Here is a 21006-nt window from a genome sequence, read left to right as displayed (position 1 = left end):
CCGAGGCCGGGTGGGCCGCCGGAGCGGTCGCCGTGAAGGCGCGGGGACCGACGATCACCGCTTCTTCGCCGGCAACGACCCTGCGTAGGCCGCACCGAGCCCGACCCACTGGAAGAGGTCGCCGTCCGTGCGGACGTCGTCTGCATCGACCCGCAGCCAACCCGCCATCTCGCGGCCCCTCATCTCCATCCGTCGGGCTTTCCCGCTGGCGACCAGGGCCTCGGATTCCTCGGGGTCGACCCGGACCAACAGGCCACCCTGGCCGCTCGCCGCCACCGCCATGTTCCCCGAGATCAAGAACGCGAGCCCACCGAACATCTTCATCTCGGTGACACCCGGCCGCCCGGCGAGCTCGTCACGGATGCGTCGGGCGAGCTTCTCGTCGTATGCCATCGTGGTGATGGTCTCACTTCCCCGACCGAGCAGGTGCAAGGGGGCTCCACAGCGGCACGGTCGTCGGGGACCCGAGATCGGCGGGCGGCACCGCCCTTCGGACCGGCGGTGCCCCCGGTCGGCGCCTGTACCGGTCGCTGGTCGGCGACCGCCGGCTACCGGCGACCCGGCACGCGGCCACGGCGGTCGCCCCGGCCCGCTGTGGCCGTCACACCCCATAGCCCGCCTCGCCCTCCAGCGGCACGCGCAACCAGGCCACCATCTGCCGCAGCTCGGCGTAGGCCGCCAACCGGGCCTCGTCGTCGCCGGCCGCCTCGGCCTCCGCGCAGGTCGCCCACATGCGATTGACGACGGACGGCCCGGCGGCAAGGAGGCCCTCCGAACCGGCCGACGCCCAGCGGGCCAGCACGTAGCGCACGACGGCGCCGACCGGGACGTCGACGGAGGCGGCCAGGTTGCCCACCGTGGCCAGCGGGTCGACGTTGCTGTACAAGGCGATGTCCGCCTTCAGGTTGGCGTCGGGGTCGGTCTCGCTCCACGGACCGGCCCACCTGACGAGCCGCACCTCGGGTTCGTCGTCCATCGCGCGATCGTGCCACGACGCGCGACGCGCGACGCGCGACGGAGCCTCGTACGGAAGGACCTGTTGTCGGGGGTGGGCGTAGGCAGGCTCATGCCGAAGGAGGATTTCGGCTGCGGCCCCGCTGGGATGAGCGGTTGCGCATGATCTCCTCGTCGCGCCGAGGTGGCCCGCGAAGACGGCGCTCGACCATGCGTGCGTTCAAAGACGGTCGCGGACCTCGACGAGGGGGTGCTCGTGGCGCCCATCGAGGAGACCGCGACGATGGGCCTTGTCACCGTGTGGCGCTCGTGCTTCTGAGCGCCTCTCGGGGCGCCGTCAGACCTCGACGACCTCGAGCTGTGGATCGAGGCGGCGGAGCTCGCTCGCATCCGATGTCAGCACTCTCTGGTCTGCCCGACGGGCGCAGATGACGACATGAGCGTCGACCACGTCGGCCGTACCGGAGGCCGACAGCAGGCGCCCGACGTTCGTCGCGTCCACCCGGTCGAGCGCCACGACGTCCGCGTTCGGTTGGCGGATCAAGCGGGCAAGCCGGACCTGGCGCTCGGGCCGGCGGATCGCCTGGGCCAGCGCTGCTGCTGGCAGTGTGAGCCGAGCCCCGACCTCGGTGGCCCGGGCGAGGATCACGACAACCGACCGATCGTCCCGGTCGACGGCGATCAGGGTTCCGGCGTCGAGGGTGATCCCCTGAGTCATGCGGCCGTCGACCCTGCCTTCGTGCCCGTCCCGAGCATCCGGTCCGCCCACGCCCGCTCCTCGTCGGTCAGGTCGCCGCCCGTCTGGGCCAGGGCCTCGGCGAGCATCGCCCCCCACCCGGCGACATCGTCGAGTGAGACGGCTACGGCGTGCTGGACGAAACCCGACACGGTCGCCACCTTGCCCGCTCCCACGAGCCGCCGGATCCTCTCGACCTGTTGTTCATCGAGAGTCACGGTGACCTTCTTCGTCGCCATACCACTCACCATACACTCTGCACCGCTGAGGCGACCGTCGCCCCCGGGCGTCGCCGCGGACGGTGAGAGCGTTCCACGCCATGACCCGCCCCGGTGCGACCTTGCGCCCGGACCGCCGTTCGTACACCCTGGCGGTGCGAGGAGCAGGTCCAGGGTGCGGGCGTTGCCGGGGAGGTAACGGACGTCGAAGTGGAAGTCCGCCGCAACGCTCTCCTCGAAGTCGACCACCGCGGCGAGGACCATGGCGTTTCGCTCCCACAAGTGGTTCGTAGCCGTGAAGCCCCCCAGAGGGACTCGTTGCACGAGGCGGTCGCCACGAGCGCCGGATGCCGGGTGACGGCCACGACGTCGGGCACAGCGAGGGACGGCCTCGTCCTCCGCAGACCGGCCGAGCGCCCTCGCGCAGAGTCGGAGGCCCGGCCAGTTCGGGCATGGCTTCGGCCCGCGCCGACCCGAGCGACTCCTCGGATGCATCGGCGAGCCAACCGACAGAGGCCATCGCCGGCATCCTTCGCCGGCTGCGTCCGCCTCGCAGCGGCGAGTGGTGCCGCCGACGTGCGGTCTGGCCGTTTGTCCACGCCGCGGTGCGCACGCTCGTGGCATGGAGCCACCTACGGTTCGCTGACGGCTACGGCGGCTTTGCCGAAGCCCAGGGGGGCCTGCGACATGGCACTCGAGGGCCGGTCATGCACCACGCGCCGTCTCCGCTCCTTCCCGCACCGGACCGAGACCGTCGGTCCGACGTCATCGCCGCGTCGCCCCGGGCGGGTCACTCGCCGCCCGGCGGGCCGAGAGGGCCCCTCGGGGGGTGGCCCTGACGGGCGTGAGCCCGGTACTGGTGCGGGCTGATGCCACGCGCCCGTTTGAAGGCGGTGCTCAGAGCGAAGGGGCTGCCGTACCCGACGTGGCGGGCGACCGAGGCGACGGTTTCCCCCGGCTCTCGCAGCAGGTCGGCGGCAAGCGCCATCCGCCACGCGGTGAGGAATGTCATGGGCGGCTCCCCCACCAGCAGGGTGAACCGACGGGCCAGGGCCGCCCGCGAGACCCCGGCGTGGCGCGCCAACGCGGCCACGGTCCACGGTTGCGCCGGGTTGTTGAGCAGCATGCGGAGTGCCCGGCCGACCACGGGATCGCCGTGGGCCCGGTACCAGGCCGGCGCCTCGGCACCGAGGCCGGCGAACCACCGCCGCAGCGCGGCGATCAGGAACAGATCGAGCAGCCGGTCGAGGATGGCCTCCTGGCCCGGCTCGTCCTTCACGATCTCCGGCCATAGGCACCACGCTGTACGTGAACACGCTGCGTACGAGCCGCAAGGCGGTGAACATCGCCGCCAACCCGCGGGTCGGCGTGAACATCCGGTCCGGAGGCTCCCGGTCGGGCCGCCGTCGTCGGTGTTCTTCCAGGCGCGAGCAGCGATCCTCGACAACGACGACCCCGTGATCGTCGGGCTGCTCGCGAACGGCCAACTGCGTTCGATCACCGGTCACGGCGAGCTCGACAATGCCCGTGGCTGCTTCCTGCGCATCACCCCGACCAGGGGGATCAACACGTACGGCCTCGGCATGTCGCTCCGCCGACTGCTGCGCGACCCTCTCAACGCCGGCGGCAGCATCGAACTCCCGGTCTGACAACGTTGCGCATGATCGGACCTCCCCGCCACCTGGATCTCATCGCCGCACGGCGCACGGTGATCGAACCATCACCTCAACGACCGTCGCGATCCCCCGCCACGGGAGCACAGAGGAGTTCGTCGGCAACAGCTGCGTCACCGGAGACCGCGACAGTCGAGCGCTGCAGTGTCACGGCGCCGGCGGCCATCGCCAAGAGCGCGGGCAGCGGTGCGGCGACGGTGGCGTCCGGAAGCCCGTGATGCCCCGGTGTCACCCGGCGTCGCCCATTCGAGGCGCTGACCGTCACCTCGATGCCGTCGACGTCGAGGTGCACGCGGCCGCGACCAGCTGGTTGGTCCTCGAGCAGCGCCCGGAGGGCGAGGGGCGCCCACCTCGGGTCGACCAGGTCGTCACCGGGCCCGCCCAGCATCCACCTGGTACCCCAGCGGATCAGGTCGATGATGACGGGTTCGAGAGACCGGCCGGCGTCGGTGAGGTGGTACTCGACGCTCTTGGAACGGGGAGGAGCGTCGTTGCGAACGACGAGTCCGTCGTCCATGAGTGCGGTGAGGCGCTTGGCGAGAAGCGACGGGCTGATCCCGCTGAGGGCGCTCTCCAGTGCTCGGAAGGTGCGGTCTCCGATCAGCAGCTCGCGCACGATGAGCAGGCTCCAACGGTCCCCGACCCGGTCGAGAGCGCGAGCCAGCCCACAGAACTGACCGTAGGACTTGCGTTCGCCCACCCGGTGGAGTCTACTACACTATATGGAGTAGATGAGGAGGGCGGCATGCGTGCAGGCGAGGGGCTGGCCTATCGACGAAGCGGCAGCGGGCCCACGGTCGTGTTGCTGCACGGCATTCCCGGGCAGGGCCGGGCGTGGGCGCGGGTGGAGGCTGCGCTCGACGGTTCGTTCGACGTCGTCACGCCCGACCTCGTCGGGTTCGGCGCGAGCGACGGCCCGACGAGCCCCACCATCGACGCCGTCGGCCCCGCGGCGCAGGCGGCCGGCGTCGCGGCCCTGCTCGACGACGTCGGGGTGCGTGGGGCAACCGTCGTCGGACATGACTTCGGTGCCCCCGTGAGCGCCCTTCTCGCGGCAGGCCGCCCAGATCTCGTCGCCGCCTTGTCGTTGCTCTCGGGCAACATGTTCCCCGACACACCGATCCCGTTCCCGTTGTCGCTGGCCAACGCCCCGATGCTGGGTGGGCTGTTCTCGCGACTGCTCTTCACGGCTCCCTCGCTCCGGCTCATGCTCCGTCAAGGAACCGGGCCGGGATCGCCGCCACCCGATGCCGACGTCTACGTCGGCGACAGGCCCCAGCGGCGAACCATCGCGGCAATCTTCTCCGAAGCGCTCTCGAGCCTGCCCGAGCTGTACGCGCCGGTCGCCGCGGCGCTGGAGTCCGTCGAGGTCCCGGTGCTCGTCGGGTGGGGCGACCGAGATCCCTTCTTCCCGGTGGAACAGGCCGAGCGCACCGCCGCTGCCGCGAACGGCCGCCTGCGCATCTTCGAGGGCGTGGGCCACTTCCTTCCACACGAGTGCCCGACCGAGCTCGCTGACGAGATCGCCGGGTTGGCCACCGCAGTCAGCCGATGATCGCCCTCGCCGCGCTCGACCTCGCACGCGAAGTGGCCGACGCGCACGGCGCTGCGTCCATGGCCGCTGCCGACTACATCGACGTCTCGTTCTCGAGTGGCGGGCTCGCCTTCGCCGCCAAACGACAGGCTCACGCACTGGCACATGTCGAGGCGCGCCTGAGCCCGGTCCGCCAAGAGATTGCCCTCACCGCCGACGGTCCCAGGCCATGGACGGTCAACGTCACCAGCAGCGAGGAACTGAAGTCGCGGCTCGCCGGCCTGCGCTCCGGTTCACGTCGGTTCCGGTGGCAGCCCGAAGATCTCGGCACCTTCGCCTCAGCCGCCATGTGGACCTACATGACCCTGCCACTCCTCCTCGCTCGGGCCGAGCGTGTCGACCGCCCTCCCGACGCCGGTGCTCTCCGTCGGCTCCGGATCACGCTCCCGGACACGATCGCCGGTCACGGCCGCGTTCACACGCTGCACATCGGCCGAGACGGGCTCATCCGTCGACATGACTACACGGCAACGGCGTTCGGGACCTGGGCGCGCGCCGCCCAGGTGATCACCTCCTATCAGTCCTTCGATGGGGTACCGATCGGCACCGTCCGCCGCGTCACGCCGCGGCTCTGCCGGCCTCTCCCCATCCCGACCCTCGTGTGGATCCGGATCCACTCGCTGCGGCTCGTTCGCACTTGAGGCTCGTCGTCCGCTGCCAGGGAACCGAGGCGGAGGCGCCCGCGTTCCGAAGCATTGGTCCCCAAAGGGCCGTCGCTCAAAGCCATTCCCGCCGTTTGAAGTTCCGGTACAAGAGGATGCACACCGTGACCATCACCGCCAGCGCGACCGGGTAGCCGACGACCCACTCCAGTTCCGGCATGTGCTCGAAGTTCATGCCGTAGATGCCCGCGATCAAGGTCGGCGTGGCGATGATGGCGACCCACGCCGAGATCTTGCGCATGTCCTCGTTCTGTCGCATTCCCACCTGGGCGACGTTGGCATTGAGCGCGCTGTCGAGCAGAGCGTCCAGGCCGGCGAGGTGCTCTGACGCCCGAAGCACGTGGTCGTGGACGTTGCGGAAGTAGTTCGACGAGCGTTCGTCGACGGGCTTCACCCCGGCCGCCAGCTCGGCGAGGGGTGCTTCGAGAGGGTCGACCGCCCGCCGGAAGTCGAGTAGCTCTCGCTTGAGCTTGAAGATCCGCTCGGCGTGGGTGGCCTTCGGTCCGGCGAACACGTGCTGCTCGATCTGGTCGATGTCGTCGTCGAGGCCGACCATCACGGCCGCGTAGTCATCGACCACCTTGTCGGCGATGGCGTGGAGCACCGCCCCTGGCCCCCAGTCCAAGCGGGCCGGGTCCTCCTCCAGCATCCGGCGCACGTCAGCGAGCTCCGTCGACTCGCCGTGGCGCACCGTGACCACGAACTCCGACCCGAGGAAGACCATGATCTGGCCGACCTCGACGACCTCTTCGGCGTCCACGTACCGTGCTGGCTTGAACACCATGAACAGGCTGTCGCCGTAGCGCTCCAGCTTCGGCCTTTGCTGGGCGTGGATGGCGTCCTCGACGGCCAGGGGGTGGAGGCCGAACGCCTCGGCGACGCTGGAGAACTCGTCGCCGGTCGGTTCGTGGAGCCCGATCCACACGAACCCGCCATCGGCTCGGGCGGTGTTGAGCGCGTTGTTCAGGTCGAGCGGCTCGGGAGCACGCTTCCCGTTTCTGTACACGGCACAATCGACGATCACGGTGGCCAGTCTTGCAGGGGCTTGCAACCGCTACGGACGTCGCCGGAACGCCGGGTCGTCGGCGAGAATGAGGGGCGGTGGGCGTTCGAAGACACAGCTCCAAGGTGCTGCTCGTCGACGATCGCCGGCACGTTCTTCTCCTCAGCGGAATCGACCGCACCAAGCCCGACCGACCAGCGTGGTGGTTCCCCGTCGGCGGCGCCGTGGAAGCGGGGGAGACGCCTGAGGACGCCGCCATTCGTGAGGTGTTCGAGGAAACGGGCCTGGTGGTAGAGGAGCCGGGGCCCGTCGTCTTCACGAGGATGTTCGCCTGGGAGTTCGAAGGAACGGAGTACGACCAGGAGGAGTGGTTCTTCCTCGTCCGCACGCCGACGTTCGAACCGGCCCTCACCCGATGGACGGCCACCGAGTTGGCAACGTTCCGGAGCCATCGGTGGTGGTCCGTCGAGGAGCTCCGCAGCACGGGCGAAACCGTCTTCCCCGAGGACCTCGCCGACCAGCTCGAGCGCCTCCTTGGCAGGTGACGTGCAAGCGGTCATGCGTGTGGTTCTGGGCCGGTGAAGAACCGCCGTTCCGGCGCGCGGGCCGGCGAGGCAGGCGTCCTCGTGCCGCGTCCGGTGCGAGCCGGGGTGCTCAAGCCCCGGTGAGACGGTCGAGCCGAAGAACTGCTCTTGGAACCTGATCGACTGTGACGATGTCTGCCGTCCAGTCGCGCGCGTCGCCCACGACGAGCTTGTCGTCGATGTCGTCGTCCCTGAGAACGACGGCGATGACGGTGCCGACATACTCGTCGAGGGGCTCCGTCGGGCCAAGGACGTACGCGTCGAGCTCCTCGCCATCCGCGGCGATGAACCCCGGGATGAAGCCGTAGTTGTGCTCGTACCGGAATGTGCCGCTCGGATGCAGGGACCTGAGCGACCGATCAATGACCACGCGGACAGATCGGCCGAGCCACTCGGCTGGATCCAGCCGGCCAACGTGGATGGGATCGCTCACGACCCGATGATGCAACGCACGGACGGATCGAACGCGCCGGCACGCCGTTCGCACGCCGCCAGCTGCCTCCGACTCCGTGAATCGGCGACACCGGCACGTGGTGCCCCGTGCTCGGGGACTCGGTCGCGAGGCCGTCGATCGAGACCATCCGGTGATGCCGTGACGTCAGGCCCGAGGACCACCCCACGGGGCCGCCCGCCCGGTAGCGTCCGTCGATCGCAAAGGGGGACTTTCCGGCCGATCTCCGCTCCTTCGTCGAGCGGTGCTTCACGAGCGCCGTCCAGCTGGAGGTCCTCCTGCTGGTGCACGGCCAGCCCGACATGACGTGGACGGCGGCGTCCGTGGGCCGCGAGCTCCGGGTGGAGCCCGAACAGGCGGCCGCCGCCCTCGGCCACCTCGCCCGCTCCGGCCTCCTCGCCCGGGAGGGCGAGGCCTTCCGTCTCCGCCCGAGGCGCGCCGGCGACGCCGAGCTCGTGGCGCGCCTGGCCGAGCTCTACCCGACCTATCGCGTGGCCATCGTCTCGATCATCTTCTCGAGGCCGAGCGGGCCGATCCGCGACTTCTCCGACGCCTTCCGCTTGAGAGACGAGGACTGAGATGGCAGAAGCGGTCTACCTCCTCTGCGCCGTGACGAGCGTCACCTGCGCCGTGCTGCTGCTGCGGGCCTACCTCCGGACTCGGACCCGCCTCCTGTTGTGGAGCGGGCTGTGCTTCGCCGGCCTCGGGCTCAACAACGTCGTGCTGGTGGTCGACCTCATCGTGGTCCCGGACGCCGACCTGTCGACGTGGCGGCTTGTACCCGCGGCCGCCGGCATGGTCCTGCTCGTCTACGGCTTGGTGTGGGACGCCGAATGAGGCAACTGCTGTCCGGCGTCATCGCCATGGGATCGCTCGTCGCCGCCCTGTCGTTCCTCAAGTTCTGGCGACGCTCGGGAGACCGGCTGTTCGCGCTGTTCGCCGCCGCCTTCGCCGTCTTCTCCGCGAACGCGGTGGCGCTCGCCCTGAGCGACCCCGGCGCCGACCCGCGGGTCGCCCTCTACGTCGTCCGCCTGCTGGGCTTCGTGCTCATCCTGGGCGCCGTCGTGGACAAGAACCGGTCGCACCGGGGCTAGCCGGCCCGGCCCCGGCCCGGCCACGGCCGCGGCCCCACCGGCCGCCGGCCAGCGCCCGCCCGGTCAGCGGTCCGCCGGCTGGCGAGCGGCAGCGTCCGGCTCACAGCCGGCGGTCCCGGCCGACATCGCAGGATCGGGTCCGGGTCTCTTCTCAGCTGATTCGGCGTCGGGCCCGCAACACGAGGTCGTCGACGTGGTGCGACGCTGACGCCGCTCCGAGGGGCCGAGGTCTCGTCCCGTGAACCTCGATGTCCCACGCCGACGAGTCGGCGATCGCGGCAACGATGTCGTCGACGCGGACGTAGGCATCCGGGTCGAACGCCCGGCTGTGGGTCGACGTGTCGATCGGCGCCCGCATGGGCCCGAGGTCGTGGCTCACCACGAGCAACGTGCCGCCCGGCGCGACCGCGTTCAGAAGGTTGCAGACACCGCGGTCGTCAGGGGTGCGGGGGATCGACGCATACTGCGCGGACACGAGGTCGAACGCGCCTGCTTCGAACGGGTCGAGCCCGTTGGCATCTGCATGCCGGCACTCGACGCGTAGCCCGCGGCGTGTGGCCTCGGCGTCGACGCGCTCGAGAGCGCGTCGCGAGATGTCGCTCGCCGTCACGTCCCAACCGTGCTCGGCCAACCACAGCGCGTCCCCTCCTTCACCGGCACCGACGTCGAGCGCGCGACCCGCGGCGATGCCACGGACCTCGTCGACGAACGTGCCGTTCGGGTTCCCGCTCCACATCGGGACGTCGCCGTAGCGTTGATCCCAGTCGGTCGAACCGGCGGACGGCCGGTCCGGGCCCCGAAGGTCGTCGTCGGCCAGGCTGAAGCTGATCATGGCGCCGACCCGGCTGCCGTTGGCGACGGCCTGCGCCAGCTGCTGGCTCGGGTCGGTCACGTTGCCGGCGGCGTAGAGGCCCGGCACCCTCGTAGCGCCGGTGGCGTCGGTCGTGACGGCGTCGCCGAGGCCGCTCGGATGCGGTGTCAGTTCGAGACCGAGCGGGACGAAGGGTCCGGCGCGGACGCGAAAGCGCGGACTGACCACGACCACGTCGGCGTCGATGCGAACGTCGCCGTCCACATCGACGGCGGCGACGTGCCCGTCGGCACCGGTGACGATGCGACGCACCGGACCGTCGATGATGTCCGCACCACCGGCGCGGAGTGCGTCCAGCTCGCCGCGGTTCACGTCCAGGTCGCCGTGTACGACGACGGTGAGCCGGGCGCTCAACTGGCGGAACAACGGCGCCGTGTGCAGACCCATCGGATGGGTGACGAGCTGCACGATGCGTCGGTCGCGGACCTCGTAGCCGTGGCAGAACGGGCAGTGGACGACATCACCGCCCCAATGCTCGGCGAGGCCTTCGATGTCCGGCAGCTCGTCCACCAGACCGGTCGCGGCGAGCACCCGGCGAGCGACGACCGAATGACCGCCCACGAGCGCAAGGCGGAAGCGGTCCTCGTCCGTCCGGGTCACCGTGGTCACACGGCCGTCGAGGACCTCGGCACCGTAGCTACGGACCTCCTCACGACCGGCGGCCAGCAGCGCCGACGGTGGCTCGCCTTCGCGGCCGAGGTAGCCGTGCATGTGGGAGGCAGGGGCGTTCCGGGGCTCGCCGGCGTCGACGACGATCACCGACCGGCGCTGGCGGCCGAGCTGCAGGGCGGCGGACAGCCCGGCGGCGGACCCACCGATCACGGCGACGTCGGTGTGCCGCTCGACGGTACGGGGAGCGTGACCGCTCATGGTCGCAACAGTACGGTGTACCGCACAACAGCGCATGGGATCTTGCAGAATCTGCAAGACGGGGAGGAGCGACATGAGGCCCGACAAAGTCGAGCAGACGGTACGGACTCGGCTACGGAGCCTCCGGACCACGCTTGGGCTGTCGCTCGACGAGGTCGCCGAGCGCGCCAACCTCAGCGCCTCCACCGTCAGCCGGGTCGAGACCGGCAAGCGCACGATCAGCCTCGACATCCTGCTGCCGCTGGCGGGTGCCCTCCAGGTCGACCTCGATGCGCTGCTCGACCTCCGCAGCGACGACGACGTCGTCATCCGCCCGACACCCAGCACGTCGGGTACGCGCACGACCTGGATGCTGAGCCGACCGACCGGCAGAACCATCGCCGTCAAGATGCGGTTCCAACCGACCCGCAGGAAGACGACGCAACGCGTCCACCCGGGTCATGACTGGTTCTTCGTCACCGAGGGGCGGGTGCGCTTGTCGCTCGGCGAGCGCGACATCGTCGTCGAGGCGGGCGAAGCAGCCGAGTTCGCCACGATGACGCCGCACGCCTTCGCAGCCATCGACGGCCCAGCCGAGCTGATCATGATCTTCGACCGCGACGGCCAACGCGCCCATGTCCATCACGAGACCGACGGCCGATCGGCGGTGTAGTCCTCGCCGGGTTCACAACCGGGATCATGGTTGCCGCAACCGTCCTCCGGTGCTACGGGTGCACCGTCCTCGGGGTGTGACGCCTTCGATCCCAGCAAGGGGGAGCAACCATGAGACCGCTCCGGTACTCGATCAACGTCACCCTCGACGGCTGCTGCGATCACCGGGTGATGAGCCCGGACGAGGAGTTGCATCGCCATTTCGCCGACGGGCTTGAGCGAGCCGATGCCCTGCTCCTTGGCCGGGTGACCTACGAGATGATGGAGGCGGCGTGGCGGCAGTCGGCGACCGGGACGGGGCCCGAGTGGATGGCTGCTTGGATGGTCCCCTTCGCCCGGGCGATCGACAGGGCGAAGAAGTACGTGGTGTCGGGCACCCTGGACCACGTCGATTGGAACGCCGAGCTCCTGCGCGGCGAACTGGCGACGGCCGTTCAGGAGCTCAAGCATGAGCCCGGCCGGGGCCTGTACGTGGGAGGCGTGACCCTCCCGCTGGCCCTGGCCGACCTGGGATTGATCGACGAGTACGAGGTCGTCGTCCACCCCATCGTGGCGGGCCACGGGCCGACGTTGTTCGCCGGCCTGAGGGAGCGGCTGGAGCTTGAGCTCGTGGGTCGCCAGGAGTTCCGGGCCGGGGCGGTCGCTCTGCGCTACCAGCCCAGTCGAGCCACGGCCTGAGGGGTCTGGTCCCGGGCACGCAGGCCCGGCTACTCCGCCACAAGCCGAGGTCGACCCAGGCGCACCCCGAACGCCGGCTCGGGGACGCGCTCGCCCTGAGGCTTCGGCCCCGACGAGCACCCCGGACGGCTGAGCACACTGGAGGACGCCGGACTCATGGAACCTGTGACCGCCAGCCGGCATCTGGAGAGGTGGTGAGGCCCGTCGACGCAGAACTTGTGGCGGAGATCCTCGAGATACCCGTCGGAACGGTCAAGTCCACGACGGCACGCGGCCTGGAACGGCTACGAGACATCCTCGGAGGGCACGACGATGACGACTGAGCTCGAACACTGCTTGCGTGACAGCCTCGATCACGCCGCCCGCCGGTTTCCACCGCCGCCCAACCTCCGCGACAGGGTCGACGAGCGGCTGGCATCTCACGATCGGCGCCGGAGGACCCGTCGTCTTGCGGCCGCCGCTGCTGTGGTCGTCGCGGTTGTGGCCGCTGCCGCTGCGGTCCGTGCCGGCGACGGCGCCGACGACCGCCGCGTCGTCGCCGGGCCCCGCGAGGCCGCCGACGGGTGGGTGGCGGCGACCAGCTCCGCACTCGGCTGGCGCTTCGAGCATCCCGCGGGCTGGACCGTGCAGCACTTCTCCGGGCAGTGCCGGGTCGGCTTCTCGGGCACCGTGGTGACCAATCTGGACCGCGCGCTCCGCTTCCACGAGCCGCCGCCGTGCACCACGTCGTGGGACCTCGGCGGGGTGCCCGACACCTTCGGAGCCGTCGAGATGAGCCACATGAGGCTGAGGCCGTCGTTCCACCCCGCCGAACCGGACACGGCCTTCCCGCTCGCCGTCGACTGGACCGCCTCGACGCCTTCGGAGGCTCATCCTCCACAGGCACCGAGTCACGGCGTCCGGGTAACGCTGGGAGGTGACGACGGCTACCGGGTGATGGTGTGGTTCGGCACGAACGTCTCTGCCGGAGACCGAGCCGCCGTGGAGCGCATCGTCGCGTCCATCCGGCCAACCGCCACGACGGTTCCGTCGAACCGGGATCGAGAGTGCGTCGGAACCAAGGCACCCCCGCCGCCGCCGGCGGTGACGTTCGAAGTCGTTGGCCGACCGGGCAACGAATGGCAGCTCACCGTTGGGCCCGAGGGTGTGACCGTCGCGATCCGGGCGATGCAAAGGCCGGACACGGAGGTCCACGGGCTCCTCTTCGAGATCGCTCCGATCGACGCACCATGGCCAGGGAGCGCGATCCGCGGGATCCCTGTGGAGACTCCGCTGTCGGTCGGCGCGAATGACCTCACCGTGCGATGGGACGGCCGCGATGAGGACGGGAGGCGTGTCAGCCCGGGCTTGTACCGCTTCTACGCCACCCTGACGCAGACCACGTACCGGGAGGTCAACTGCGCCGATGGGTCAGGACGAGGAATCGAACGCTCCCCCAACAGTGCCGTGTCAGCGGGTCTTGGTACCTTCGTCGTCGAGTGACGTCGACCCCAGCGGTCGCCTGGCGAGTTCCCCGACGGGTCGGCGTTGTTCGTGCGGCAAGAAGGGGCGGATATCGCCCGTTCCTGCCGCATGAACGGTTCCGGGCGGACCGGAACGGCCGTTCCCGCGGCGTCGGCCCAGCCGGATCACGGGATGTGCCTGCCGGATATGGCTCTCGCGATGATGAGGCGCTGGATCTCGGACGTGCCCTCGAAGATCGTGTAGATCTTGGCGTCCCGGTGCCAGCGCTCGACGGGCTCGTCGCGCACGTAGCCGTACCCGCCGAGGACCTGGATCGCCTCGTCCGTCACCTTCACGGCCGTCTCACCGGCGAAGAGCTTCGCCATCGACCCCTCGCCGTTCGGGAACCCGCTGCTCTGCCTGCTCATCCACGCCGCCCGCCAGACGAGGAGCCGGGAGGCGTCGATAAGCGTCTTCATGTCGGCCAGCTTGAAGGCGATGGCCTGGTTCTCCACGATCGACCGGCCGAACTGCCGCCGGTTCTTGGCGTGTTCGAGGGCGTGTTCATAGGCGGCCCGGGCGATGCCGACGGCCTGGGCTCCGACGGCCGGGCGTGACGACTCGAACGTCCGCATGGCGGCCTGGCTGCGCCCGGTGCTGCGGCCCTCGCGGGCCCGGGCCAGGCGCTCGTCGAGCTTCTCCCGCCCGCCGAGCAGGCAGCGCCCGGGTAGGCGGCACCCGTCGAGGACGACCTCCGCCGTGTGCGAGGCGCGGATGCCGAGCTTCTTGAACTTCTGCCCCTGGGAGAGCCCGGCCGTGCCCGGCGGTACGACGAAGCTGGCCTGGCCGCGCGAGCCGAGCGAGGGGTCGACCGACGCCACGATCACGTGCACGGCGGCGATGCCGCCATTGGTGATCCACGTCTTCGTGCCGTCGAGGACCCATTCGTCGGTCGCCTCGTCGTAGACCGCTCGCGTCCGCAGCGAGCTGACGTCGGACCCGGCGTCGGGCTCGGAGACGGCGAAGGCCGCGACGGCGACCTTCCCCTGCTCGTCGCGGAAGCACAGGGGAAGCCACTCGGCGACCTGCTCGGGGGTCCCGTTGGCCATGAGGCCGGAGACGCCCAGGGTCGTGCCGAAGATGGCGAGGGCGATGCCGGCGTCGCCCCACGCCATCTCCTCCATGACGAGGGGGACGGTGAGGCCGGTGGGGTCGGCGAAGGCGTTGGCCAGGAAGTCGAGCGAGTAGAGACCGACGTCCGCCGCCTGCTCGATCACCGGCCACGGCGTCTCCTCCCGCTCGTCCCATTCCGACGCCACGGGCCGCACGACGTCGGCCGCGAACCCGTGTACCCAGGACCGGACCTGGAGCTGGTCCTCGTCGAGCTCGAGTGAGAACGGCGCCATGGGCCACTCTCGCACGGCCCGGCGCCCGGGTCGCCGTCGAGGCGACCGCCGCGGGGTGACCGGCCGGCCGCCGACCGCCGGCCGCCCGCGGGAGGACCAGCCGCCCGTTGCCGTGACCGACCTGGTTCGCCGCGACGGCCCGGTAGAGGGGCTTTCGACCCCCTTGGCGCGAGGGGCGCGACCCGCGCGCGGTACCGGTCGAATTCGGGCCTACGGCCCGGTACTCTGGCGATCAAGGGCGGTCCGGTCCGGGTGGGACCTGTGAGAAGAGAGCGGATGCGCAAGCGAGGACAGACGGCGGAACAGGAGGCGACCGACGCGTCGCTCGTCGCCCGCGCCACCGCCGGCGACCTCGCCGCCTTCGGAGAGCTCTACCGCCGCCATGTCGACGCCGCCTGGCGGGTGGCCCTGGCGGTCACCACGAACCCCGACGATGCCGCCGACGCGGTCAGCGACGCCTTCACCCGGGTGTTCCAGGCCCTCCCGGAGCGCCTCTACGCGGCCGACCACTTCCTCCCGTACCTGCTCGCCGCCGTTCGGAACGCGGCCATCGACGTCCTCCGTCGAGGCGGGCGTCAACAACCGAGCGAGGCGGCCGAGGATCGCGAATGGCCGACGCTCAACGGCGGTCCGGTCGACTTCCTGCTGGCCGACGAGGACGCCAGCATGGTCGCCCGGGCCTTCCGCAGCCTTCCCGAACGCTGGCGGTCGGTCCTGTGGCTGACCGAGGTGGAGCAGATCCCCGCCCGGGACGCCGCCATGCTGCTCGGCGTGTCGCCCAACGGCGTCGCTCAGCTCGCCGTCCGGGCCCGGGCGGGGCTTCGGGAGCGCTACCTCCAGGCCCACCTCCGGCAGAACGACGTGCGGTTGGGCTGCCGCCACACCGTCGATCGCCTCGGCGCGTACGCCGCCGGCGGGCTGGCGCCGCGCGACGTCGCCAAGGTCGACCAGCACCTCGCCGGCTGCGACCCGTGCCGGGCCCGCCTCGCCGACCTTCAGGACCTGGCGCCGTCGCTGCGCCGGTCGGTGCTGCCGCTGCCCGCCGGGCTGGCCGCCCTGGCCCTGGCCGAGTGGGAGCTGGCGGCGCCGTCCACGGGCGCCGCGTCCGCCTCCGTGGGCGTCACCTCGGGCGCGTCGGCCTCCGCCGGCGTCGGCGCCACCGGCACGGCGGGTGCGGCTGGGACGGCCGCTCCGGTGGCGAGCGTGGGTGTCGGCGCGGGCGCCGTCACCGCGTCGAGCTCGCTCGTCGCCTCCATCGCGTCCGCCGCTCTGCTGGTGGCCGGCGTGGTGGGCGCGGGGGCGATCGCCGACCGGCGGAGTGCCAACCCGCCTCCGACCAGCATCGCCGCCCCCGCCGCCACCGCCAGCACGTCCACGTCGGGTGCCGGCGCGAGGGCCTCGGCCCACGCCGCTGCGGGGGCGAGCGGGGCGGATGCCGGCGCAGCCGTCGACCTGGCCGCTCTGGCCGATCAGATCGAGGGTCTGCCCGACGAGCTGCAGCGGCTGGCGGGGACCGACCTCGAGGCGCTCGGCAAGGGCCGGGTCAAGGTCGCCACCGACGCCGCCGTGGTGGACGTGGACCTGGCCGACCAGCGCCAGCCGTGCCGCGACATCCGGGTGCTCGGCATCCCCGTCGCCTGCGCGTCGCCGCCGAGCGGGAACACCGTTCCCCCGGCGGACGCCGTGGTCTCCGCCGTGGAGGCCACCGGCCGGGCCGTCGAGCCCCCCGCCAGCGCGCCGAGCGGCCTCGACCTACGGGACTAGAGAGGCGGCTCGGGAGTGCACGCGAAAGAGCCCCCGGCCGCTTGGCCGGAGGCTCGAACGCTCGAAATTGCTCCGAGATGCCCCGCGCTCGGGGGGCGGCGGGTCAGAGCGGACGGACGCTGGCTGCCTGAAGGCCCTTGGGACCTTCCTGGACCTCGAACTCGACCTGCTGGCCCTCCTCGAGGGAGCGGTAGCCGTTGGTCTGGATGGCGCTGAAGTGAACGAAGACGTCTGCGCCCTCGGACTGCGAGATGAAGCCGTAGCCCTTTTCGGCGTTGAACCACTTGACCGTTCCGGTCGCCACGATGGCGATCCTCCTTACTTGTTGGACTGCTTGTGAGGAGAATGCCCTCCGTGCGACTGCGTCGTGCGATGCAGCAAGTCTCCAGCGAAAGACGTTAGCAGCCGCGCCCGCCGAGGCAAACGGTCGTCAGCGGTGGACCGTCGTGCCCCCCGGGGTGTCCTGGACGACCCAGCCGAGAGCGGTGAGGCGCTCCCTGAGCGCGTCGCTGCGGGCGAAATCGCGCGCCGCGCGGGCCTCGTCACGCTCCGCGACGAGGCGGGCCGTCTCGTCGTCCACCAGCGTGTCGGCGGCCCGGGGCGCCAGCCCCAGGGCGCCGGCGATCTCGAGCACGGCGGCCACCGTGGGGGCGGCGGCGGCGACATCGGCGGCGGCCAGGGAGACGTTGGCCGCGCCGACGAGGTCGAACAGCAGGCCGGTGACCGCCGGCGTGGCGAGGTCGTCGTCCATCAGGGCGCGGAAGCGGTCGAGGGCGGCCGGGTCCGGCTCCGCCGCCGGCCGGCGGTCGCCCAGCGACTCCCACCGCCGGTTGAGGTCGTCCAGCTTGGCGAGGGTGCGCTCGGCCCGCTCGACGGTGCCGGGCAGGACCTCGAGGGGCGAGCGATAGTGGGACTGGAGGACGAGCAGGCGGTAGGCACGCGGGTCGGTGCGCTCGACGAGGTCGGTGAGGGTGACGAAGTTGCCGAGCGACTTCGACATCTTCTCGCCGCCCATCTCCACGAAGGCGTGGTGCATCCAGTGGCGGGCGAAGGTCTTGCCCAGGGCAGCGGCCTGGGCCCGCTCGTTCTCGTGGTGGGGGAATCGCAGGTCCATGCCGCCGGCGTGCAGGTCGAACCCGTCGCCCAGGAGCTTGAGCGACATCACCACGCACTCGGTGTGCCACCCGGGCCGCCCGTCGCCCCACGGAGACGGCCACGACGGCTCGTCCGGCTTGGCCTTCTTCCACAAGGCGAAGTCGGCGGGCGAGCGCTTCTCGTCCACCACCTCGACCCGCTCGCCGGCGCGCATCGACTCGAGGGACTGGCCGGCGAGGAGGCCGTAGCCGTCGACCGACTCGACGCCGAAGTACACGCCGTCACTCGTCTCGTAGGCGATGCCGGCCTCGACCAGCCGCCCGATCAGCTCGACCATCTCGGGGACGTACGCCGTGGCGTGGGGGTCGTCGTGGGGCCGGAGGACGCCGAGGGCGTCCACCGCGTCGTACCACGCCTTCTCGAACTCGGCCGCCACCTCGGGCTCGGTGCGTCCCTCGCGGTTGGCCCGCCCGATGATGTTGTCGTCCACGTCGGTGATGTTCGAGACGTGGTGGACCTCGAACCCGCACCACTCCAGGTACCGCCGCAGGACGTCGTAGACGAGGAGCTGGCGGCCGTGGCCGATGTGGGGCAGGCCGTACACGGTTGGCCCGCAGACGTACATCGACACCTTGCCCGGATCGCGCAGGGCCAGCTCGCGTGCGGCGCCGAATGCAGTGTCGTGGAGCCGGAGCACCCGGGTACGGTAACCCCATCATGGCCGCCAACGTCCCCGAAAAACCGTCCCTCGAAGGCCTGGAGGCGCGCTGGGCCGCGCACTGGGAGGAGCGGGGCGTCTACCGCTTCGAGCGCCGCGGGCCCCGTGCCGCGGTGTTCGCGGTGGACACGCCGCCGCCCACGGTCAGCGGGTCGCTCCACGTCGGCCACGTCTTCTCGTACACCCACACCGACACCGTCGCCCGCTACCGGCGCATGCGGGGGAAGCAGGTCTTCTATCCCATCGGCTGGGACGACAACGGCCTGCCCACCGAGCGCCGCGTCCAGAACTACTTCGGGGTCCGGTGCGACCCCCACCTCCCCTACGACGCGGCGTTGGAGCCGCCGGGGCCGTCGGCCCGGCACGCCGTCCCGGTGTCGCGGCCGAACTTCGTCGAGCTGTGCCACCGGCTCACGGCCGAGGACGAGCGGGCCTTCGAGGAGCTGTTCCGGCGCCTCGGGCTGTCCGTCGACTGGACGACGACGTACACCACCATCGGCGAACGGGCCCAGAAGGTCGCCCAGCTCGGGTTCCTGCGCCTGCTGGAGAAGGGCCTGGCCTACCAGCAGGTGGCGCCCACGCTGTGGGACGTCGACTTCCAGACCGCCGTCGCCCAGGCCGAGCTGGAGGACCGCGAGCAGCCGGGGGCGTACCACCGCATCCGCTTCGACGACATCGAGATCGAGACCACCCGGCCGGAGCTGATCCCGGCGTGCGTCGCCCTGGTCGCCCATCCCGACGACGCCCGCTACCGGCCCCGGTTCGGCTCCACCGTCCGCACGCCCCTGTTCGGCGTGGAGGTCCCCGTCCTGGCCCACGAGCTGGCCGACCCCGAGAAGGGCTCGGGCATCGCCATGATCTGCACCTTCGGGGACGTCACCGACGTGGTGTGGTGGCGCGAGCTCGGCCTCCCCGTGCGCAGCATGGTCGGGCGCGATGGCCGGGTCGTCGCCGCGCCGCCCGACGGCGTCCCCGACGGGGAGGCGTGGCAGGAGCTGGCCGGCGCCAGCATCAAGCAGGCCCGCGCCCGCATCGTCGAGCGCCTGAAGGCGAGCGGGGACCTGATCGGCGAGCCCCGGCCCATCACCCACCCGGTCAAGTTCTTCGAGAAGGGGGACCGGCCGCTGGAGATCGTCACCAGCCGCCAGTGGTTCATCGACGTCCTCGACCACAAGGAATCGCTGCAGCGGCTGGGCCGCGACCTCCGCTGGCATCCCGGGTTCATGCGGGCCCGCTACGAGAACTGGGTGGAAGGGCTCAACAGCGACTGGCTCATCAGCCGGCAGCGCTTCTTCGGCGTCCCCTTCCCCCTCTGGTACCCGGTGGGCGACGACGGCGAGCCCGACTTCTCCTCTCCGCTGCCGGCGGCCGCCGGGCGCCTGCCCGTCGACCCGTCCACCGAGGTGCCCGACGGCTACACCGAGGACCAGCGCGACGCGCCCGGTGGCTTCACCGCCGACCCCGACGTGATGGACACGTGGGCCACTTCGTCGCTGACCCCCCAGCTGGCGGGAGGCTGGGGGGACGACGACGAGCTCTTCGCCATGGTGTTCCCCTACGACGTCCGCCCCCAGGGCCACGACATCATCCGCACCTGGCTCTTCTCCACCGTCGTCCGCTCGTGGCACGAGCACGGGTCGCTGCCGTGGACCGACGCCGCCATCTCGGGGTGGATCCTCGACCCCGACCGCAAGAAGATGTCCAAGTCGAAGGGCAACGTCGTGACGCCCATCGCCCTGCTGGAGAAGTACGGGTCCGACGCGGTGCGCTACTGGGCGTCCAGCGGGCGGCCGGGCACCGACACGGCGTTCGACGAGAACCAGATGAAGAACGGCCGGCGCCTGGCCATCAAGGTCCTCAACGCTTCGAAGTTCGTCCTGTCGCTGCCGGACGGGGGCGGCGACCCGGCGGCGCCCGTCGACCGGGCGCTGCTGGGCGGGCTGTCCCGCCTGGTCGACGACTGCACGGCCGCCTTCGAGGGCTACGACTATGCCCGCGCCCTGGAGCGCACCGAGTCCGCCTTCTGGGCCTTCTGCGACGACTTCGTGGAGCTGGTGAAGAACCGCGCCTACCGGGGTGGCGCCGACGGGGCCTCGGCCACGGCCACCCTGCGCCTCGCCCTGTCGGTGTTCCACCGCCTGTTCGCACCGTTCCTGCCCTTCGTCGCCGAGGAGGTCTGGTCCTGGTGGCAGCAGGGGTCGGTCCACCGCGCCCGCTGGCCCGAGGCGGCCGAGCTGTCCGCCGGCGACGGCGCCGACCCGTCGGTCCTCGACACCGCCAGCGCCGCCCTGCGGGCCCTCCGCAAGGCCAAGAGCGAGGCCAAGCTCTCGCAGCGGGCGGGCGTCGAGCTGCTGGTGGTGCGGGACCGGCCCGACCGGCTGGCCGCCCTGCGTGCCGCCGAGGGCGACCTGCGCGACGCCGGGTCGCTGGCCGAGCTGCGGTTCGAGGAGGCCGAGGAGCCGTCCCTGGACGTGACCCTCGCCCCTCCGGCGGTTTCCCAGCCGACCACGTGACGGCCAGGGCCCGTGGGCCCCGCTCGCC

The 21006-nt window shown here is 71.2% G+C and carries 24 protein-coding genes; 12 read left to right on the top strand and 12 right to left on the bottom strand.

Annotation, left to right across the window (positions count from 1 at the left end; genetic code table 11):
- Window positions 1-54: 54 nt before the first annotated feature.
- The 5 genes from VM242_03745 to VM242_03725 all read right to left on the bottom strand — a co-directional run bounded on the left by VM242_03745 (window position 55) and on the right by VM242_03725 (window position 3409).
- A complete protein-coding gene (locus VM242_03745; protein HVM04266.1) occupies window positions 55-393 on the bottom strand; it encodes a TfoX/Sxy family protein in 339 nt (112 codons plus the stop codon).
- 208 nt (window positions 394-601) lie between these two features.
- Window positions 602-976 (bottom strand): DUF6027 family protein, encoded by a 375-nt coding sequence (locus VM242_03740; GenBank protein HVM04265.1) that lies wholly within the window; start codon window positions 974-976, stop codon window positions 602-604.
- Window positions 977-1291: 315 nt separating this feature from the next.
- Complete coding sequence (locus VM242_03735; protein HVM04264.1) at window positions 1292-1723, bottom strand: hypothetical protein; 432 nt, start codon at window positions 1721-1723, stop codon at window positions 1292-1294.
- Window positions 1669-2172, bottom strand: a complete 504-nt coding sequence (locus VM242_03730) for a hypothetical protein (GenBank protein ID HVM04263.1) — start codon at window positions 2170-2172, stop codon at window positions 1669-1671. Before VM242_03730 ends, VM242_03735 begins: the two co-directional genes overlap by 55 nt.
- Before the next feature lie 526 nt (window positions 2173-2698).
- Window positions 2699-3409 (bottom strand): AraC family transcriptional regulator, encoded by a 711-nt coding sequence (locus VM242_03725; GenBank protein ID HVM04262.1) that lies wholly within the window; start codon window positions 3407-3409, stop codon window positions 2699-2701.
- Between VM242_03725 and VM242_03720 the strand changes: the two genes are divergently transcribed.
- On the top strand, window positions 3321-3557 hold the full coding sequence (locus VM242_03720) for a hypothetical protein (GenBank protein HVM04261.1): 237 nt from the start codon (window positions 3321-3323) through the stop codon (window positions 3555-3557). The two genes, VM242_03725 and VM242_03720, sit on opposite strands and share 89 nt — an antisense overlap.
- Window positions 3558-3633: 76 nt before the next feature.
- Here VM242_03720 and VM242_03715 read toward each other — a convergent pair whose 3' ends face one another.
- A complete protein-coding gene (locus tag VM242_03715; protein ID HVM04260.1) occupies window positions 3634-4281 on the bottom strand; it encodes a winged helix-turn-helix transcriptional regulator in 648 nt (215 codons plus the stop codon).
- Between the two features lie 45 nt (window positions 4282-4326).
- Here VM242_03715 and VM242_03710 point away from each other — a divergent pair, with 45 nt between their 5' ends.
- Both VM242_03710 and VM242_03705 read left to right on the top strand, forming a co-directional pair.
- Window positions 4327-5136 (top strand): alpha/beta hydrolase, encoded by an 810-nt coding sequence (locus VM242_03710; GenBank protein HVM04259.1) that lies wholly within the window; start codon window positions 4327-4329, stop codon window positions 5134-5136.
- Window positions 5133-5816, top strand: a complete 684-nt coding sequence (locus VM242_03705; GenBank protein ID HVM04258.1) for a hypothetical protein — start codon at window positions 5133-5135, stop codon at window positions 5814-5816. The genes VM242_03710 and VM242_03705 overlap by 4 nt, the downstream gene beginning before the upstream one ends.
- Window positions 5817-5892: 76 nt before the next feature.
- Here VM242_03705 and corA read toward each other — a convergent pair whose 3' ends face one another.
- On the bottom strand, window positions 5893-6861 hold the full coding sequence (gene corA, locus VM242_03700; protein HVM04257.1) for a magnesium/cobalt transporter CorA: 969 nt from the start codon (window positions 6859-6861) through the stop codon (window positions 5893-5895).
- 104 nt (window positions 6862-6965) lie between these two features.
- Here corA and VM242_03695 point away from each other — a divergent pair, with 104 nt between their 5' ends.
- Window positions 6966-7385, top strand: coding sequence for an NUDIX domain-containing protein (locus VM242_03695; protein HVM04256.1), 420 nt, complete (start codon window positions 6966-6968; stop codon window positions 7383-7385).
- A gap of 109 nt (window positions 7386-7494) precedes the next feature.
- Here the strand turns inward: VM242_03695 and VM242_03690 are convergent, their stop codons facing one another.
- Window positions 7495-7857: an inorganic diphosphatase gene (locus VM242_03690; GenBank protein ID HVM04255.1), complete on the bottom strand. Its 363-nt coding sequence runs from the start codon at window positions 7855-7857 to the stop codon at window positions 7495-7497.
- Window positions 7858-8159: 302 nt separating this feature from the next.
- Between VM242_03690 and VM242_03685 the strand changes: the two genes are divergently transcribed.
- The 3 genes from VM242_03685 to VM242_03675 are packed head-to-tail and all read left to right on the top strand — an operon-like array spanning window position 8160 to window position 8969.
- Window positions 8160-8453 (top strand): hypothetical protein, encoded by a 294-nt coding sequence (locus tag VM242_03685; protein HVM04254.1) that lies wholly within the window; start codon window positions 8160-8162, stop codon window positions 8451-8453.
- Window position 8454: 1 nt separating this feature from the next.
- Complete coding sequence (locus tag VM242_03680; protein ID HVM04253.1) at window positions 8455-8712, top strand: DUF5985 family protein; 258 nt, start codon at window positions 8455-8457, stop codon at window positions 8710-8712.
- Window positions 8709-8969: a DUF5985 family protein gene (locus VM242_03675; protein ID HVM04252.1), complete on the top strand. Its 261-nt coding sequence runs from the start codon at window positions 8709-8711 to the stop codon at window positions 8967-8969. Before VM242_03680 ends, VM242_03675 begins: the two co-directional genes overlap by 4 nt.
- Window positions 8970-9120: 151 nt before the next feature.
- Here VM242_03675 and VM242_03670 read toward each other — a convergent pair whose 3' ends face one another.
- Entirely contained in the window at window positions 9121-10710 is a 1590-nt protein-coding gene (locus VM242_03670) for a bifunctional NAD(P)/FAD-dependent oxidoreductase/class I SAM-dependent methyltransferase (GenBank protein ID HVM04251.1), read from the bottom strand.
- 73 nt (window positions 10711-10783) lie between these two features.
- Between VM242_03670 and VM242_03665 the strand changes: the two genes are divergently transcribed.
- From VM242_03665 to VM242_03655, 3 genes are all read left to right on the top strand, one after another.
- Window positions 10784-11362, top strand: coding sequence for a helix-turn-helix domain-containing protein (locus VM242_03665; GenBank protein HVM04250.1), 579 nt, complete (start codon window positions 10784-10786; stop codon window positions 11360-11362).
- Window positions 11363-11472: 110 nt separating this feature from the next.
- Window positions 11473-12039 (top strand): dihydrofolate reductase family protein, encoded by a 567-nt coding sequence (locus VM242_03660; GenBank protein HVM04249.1) that lies wholly within the window; start codon window positions 11473-11475, stop codon window positions 12037-12039.
- A gap of 312 nt (window positions 12040-12351) precedes the next feature.
- On the top strand, window positions 12352-13521 hold the full coding sequence (locus VM242_03655; GenBank protein HVM04248.1) for a hypothetical protein: 1170 nt from the start codon (window positions 12352-12354) through the stop codon (window positions 13519-13521).
- A 146-nt stretch (window positions 13522-13667) separates the two neighbouring features.
- On the opposite strand, the gene VM242_03650 is transcribed toward VM242_03655, so the two are convergent.
- Window positions 13668-14888: an acyl-CoA dehydrogenase family protein gene (locus VM242_03650; GenBank protein HVM04247.1), complete on the bottom strand. Its 1221-nt coding sequence runs from the start codon at window positions 14886-14888 to the stop codon at window positions 13668-13670.
- A gap of 276 nt (window positions 14889-15164) precedes the next feature.
- On the opposite strand from VM242_03650, the gene VM242_03645 reads away from it, so the two are divergent.
- Window positions 15165-16652 carry a sigma-70 family RNA polymerase sigma factor gene (locus VM242_03645; GenBank protein HVM04246.1) on the top strand — a complete coding sequence of 496 codons (1488 nt, stop codon included), beginning with the start codon at window positions 15165-15167 and terminating at the stop codon, window positions 16650-16652.
- Between the two features lie 103 nt (window positions 16653-16755).
- Here VM242_03645 and VM242_03640 read toward each other — a convergent pair whose 3' ends face one another.
- Together VM242_03640 and cysS are read right to left on the bottom strand one after the other, a co-directional pair.
- Window positions 16756-16956 carry a cold-shock protein gene (locus VM242_03640; GenBank protein ID HVM04245.1) on the bottom strand — a complete coding sequence of 67 codons (201 nt, stop codon included), beginning with the start codon at window positions 16954-16956 and terminating at the stop codon, window positions 16756-16758.
- A gap of 126 nt (window positions 16957-17082) precedes the next feature.
- Window positions 17083-18444, bottom strand: coding sequence for a cysteine--tRNA ligase (gene cysS / locus VM242_03635; GenBank protein ID HVM04244.1), 1362 nt, complete (start codon window positions 18442-18444; stop codon window positions 17083-17085).
- A 20-nt stretch (window positions 18445-18464) separates the two neighbouring features.
- Here cysS and valS point away from each other — a divergent pair, with 20 nt between their 5' ends.
- A complete protein-coding gene (gene valS / locus VM242_03630) occupies window positions 18465-20978 on the top strand; it encodes a valine--tRNA ligase (protein HVM04243.1) in 2514 nt (837 codons plus the stop codon).
- Window positions 20979-21006: the final 28 nt, after the last annotated feature.

This window comes from Acidimicrobiales bacterium, from assembly GCA_035540975.1.
GTDB lineage: Bacteria > Actinomycetota > Acidimicrobiia > Acidimicrobiales.
Note: the sequence above shows the minus strand (reverse complement) of the source record. Positions and strands in the feature narration are given on the sequence as shown.

Bases quoted from the DNA above. Each gene is read 5' to 3' on its own strand.
- VM242_03705 (HVM04258.1), top strand. From the start codon at position 5,133: ATGATCGCCCTCGCCGCGCTCGACCTCGCACGCGAAGTGGCCGACGCG.
- VM242_03660 (HVM04249.1), top strand. From the start codon at position 11,473: ATGAGACCGCTCCGGTACTCGATCAACGTCACCCTCGACGGCTGCTGC.
- VM242_03745 (HVM04266.1), bottom strand. From the start codon at position 393: ATGGCATACGACGAGAAGCTCGCCCGACGCATCCGTGACGAGCTCGCC.
- VM242_03710 (HVM04259.1), top strand. From the start codon at position 4,327: ATGCGTGCAGGCGAGGGGCTGGCCTATCGACGAAGCGGCAGCGGGCCC.
- VM242_03645 (HVM04246.1), top strand. From the start codon at position 15,165: ATGCGCAAGCGAGGACAGACGGCGGAACAGGAGGCGACCGACGCGTCG.
- VM242_03680 (HVM04253.1), top strand. From the start codon at position 8,455: ATGGCAGAAGCGGTCTACCTCCTCTGCGCCGTGACGAGCGTCACCTGC.
- VM242_03655 (HVM04248.1), top strand. From the start codon at position 12,352: ATGACGACTGAGCTCGAACACTGCTTGCGTGACAGCCTCGATCACGCC.
- VM242_03740 (HVM04265.1), bottom strand. From the start codon at position 976: ATGGACGACGAACCCGAGGTGCGGCTCGTCAGGTGGGCCGGTCCGTGG.
- VM242_03665 (HVM04250.1), top strand. From the start codon at position 10,784: ATGAGGCCCGACAAAGTCGAGCAGACGGTACGGACTCGGCTACGGAGC.
- VM242_03650 (HVM04247.1), bottom strand. From the start codon at position 14,888: ATGGCGCCGTTCTCACTCGAGCTCGACGAGGACCAGCTCCAGGTCCGG.
- VM242_03730 (HVM04263.1), bottom strand. From the start codon at position 2,172: ATGGTCCTCGCCGCGGTGGTCGACTTCGAGGAGAGCGTTGCGGCGGAC.
- VM242_03675 (HVM04252.1), top strand. From the start codon at position 8,709: ATGAGGCAACTGCTGTCCGGCGTCATCGCCATGGGATCGCTCGTCGCC.
- VM242_03670 (HVM04251.1), bottom strand. From the start codon at position 10,710: ATGAGCGGTCACGCTCCCCGTACCGTCGAGCGGCACACCGACGTCGCC.
- valS (HVM04243.1), top strand. From the start codon at position 18,465: ATGGCCGCCAACGTCCCCGAAAAACCGTCCCTCGAAGGCCTGGAGGCG.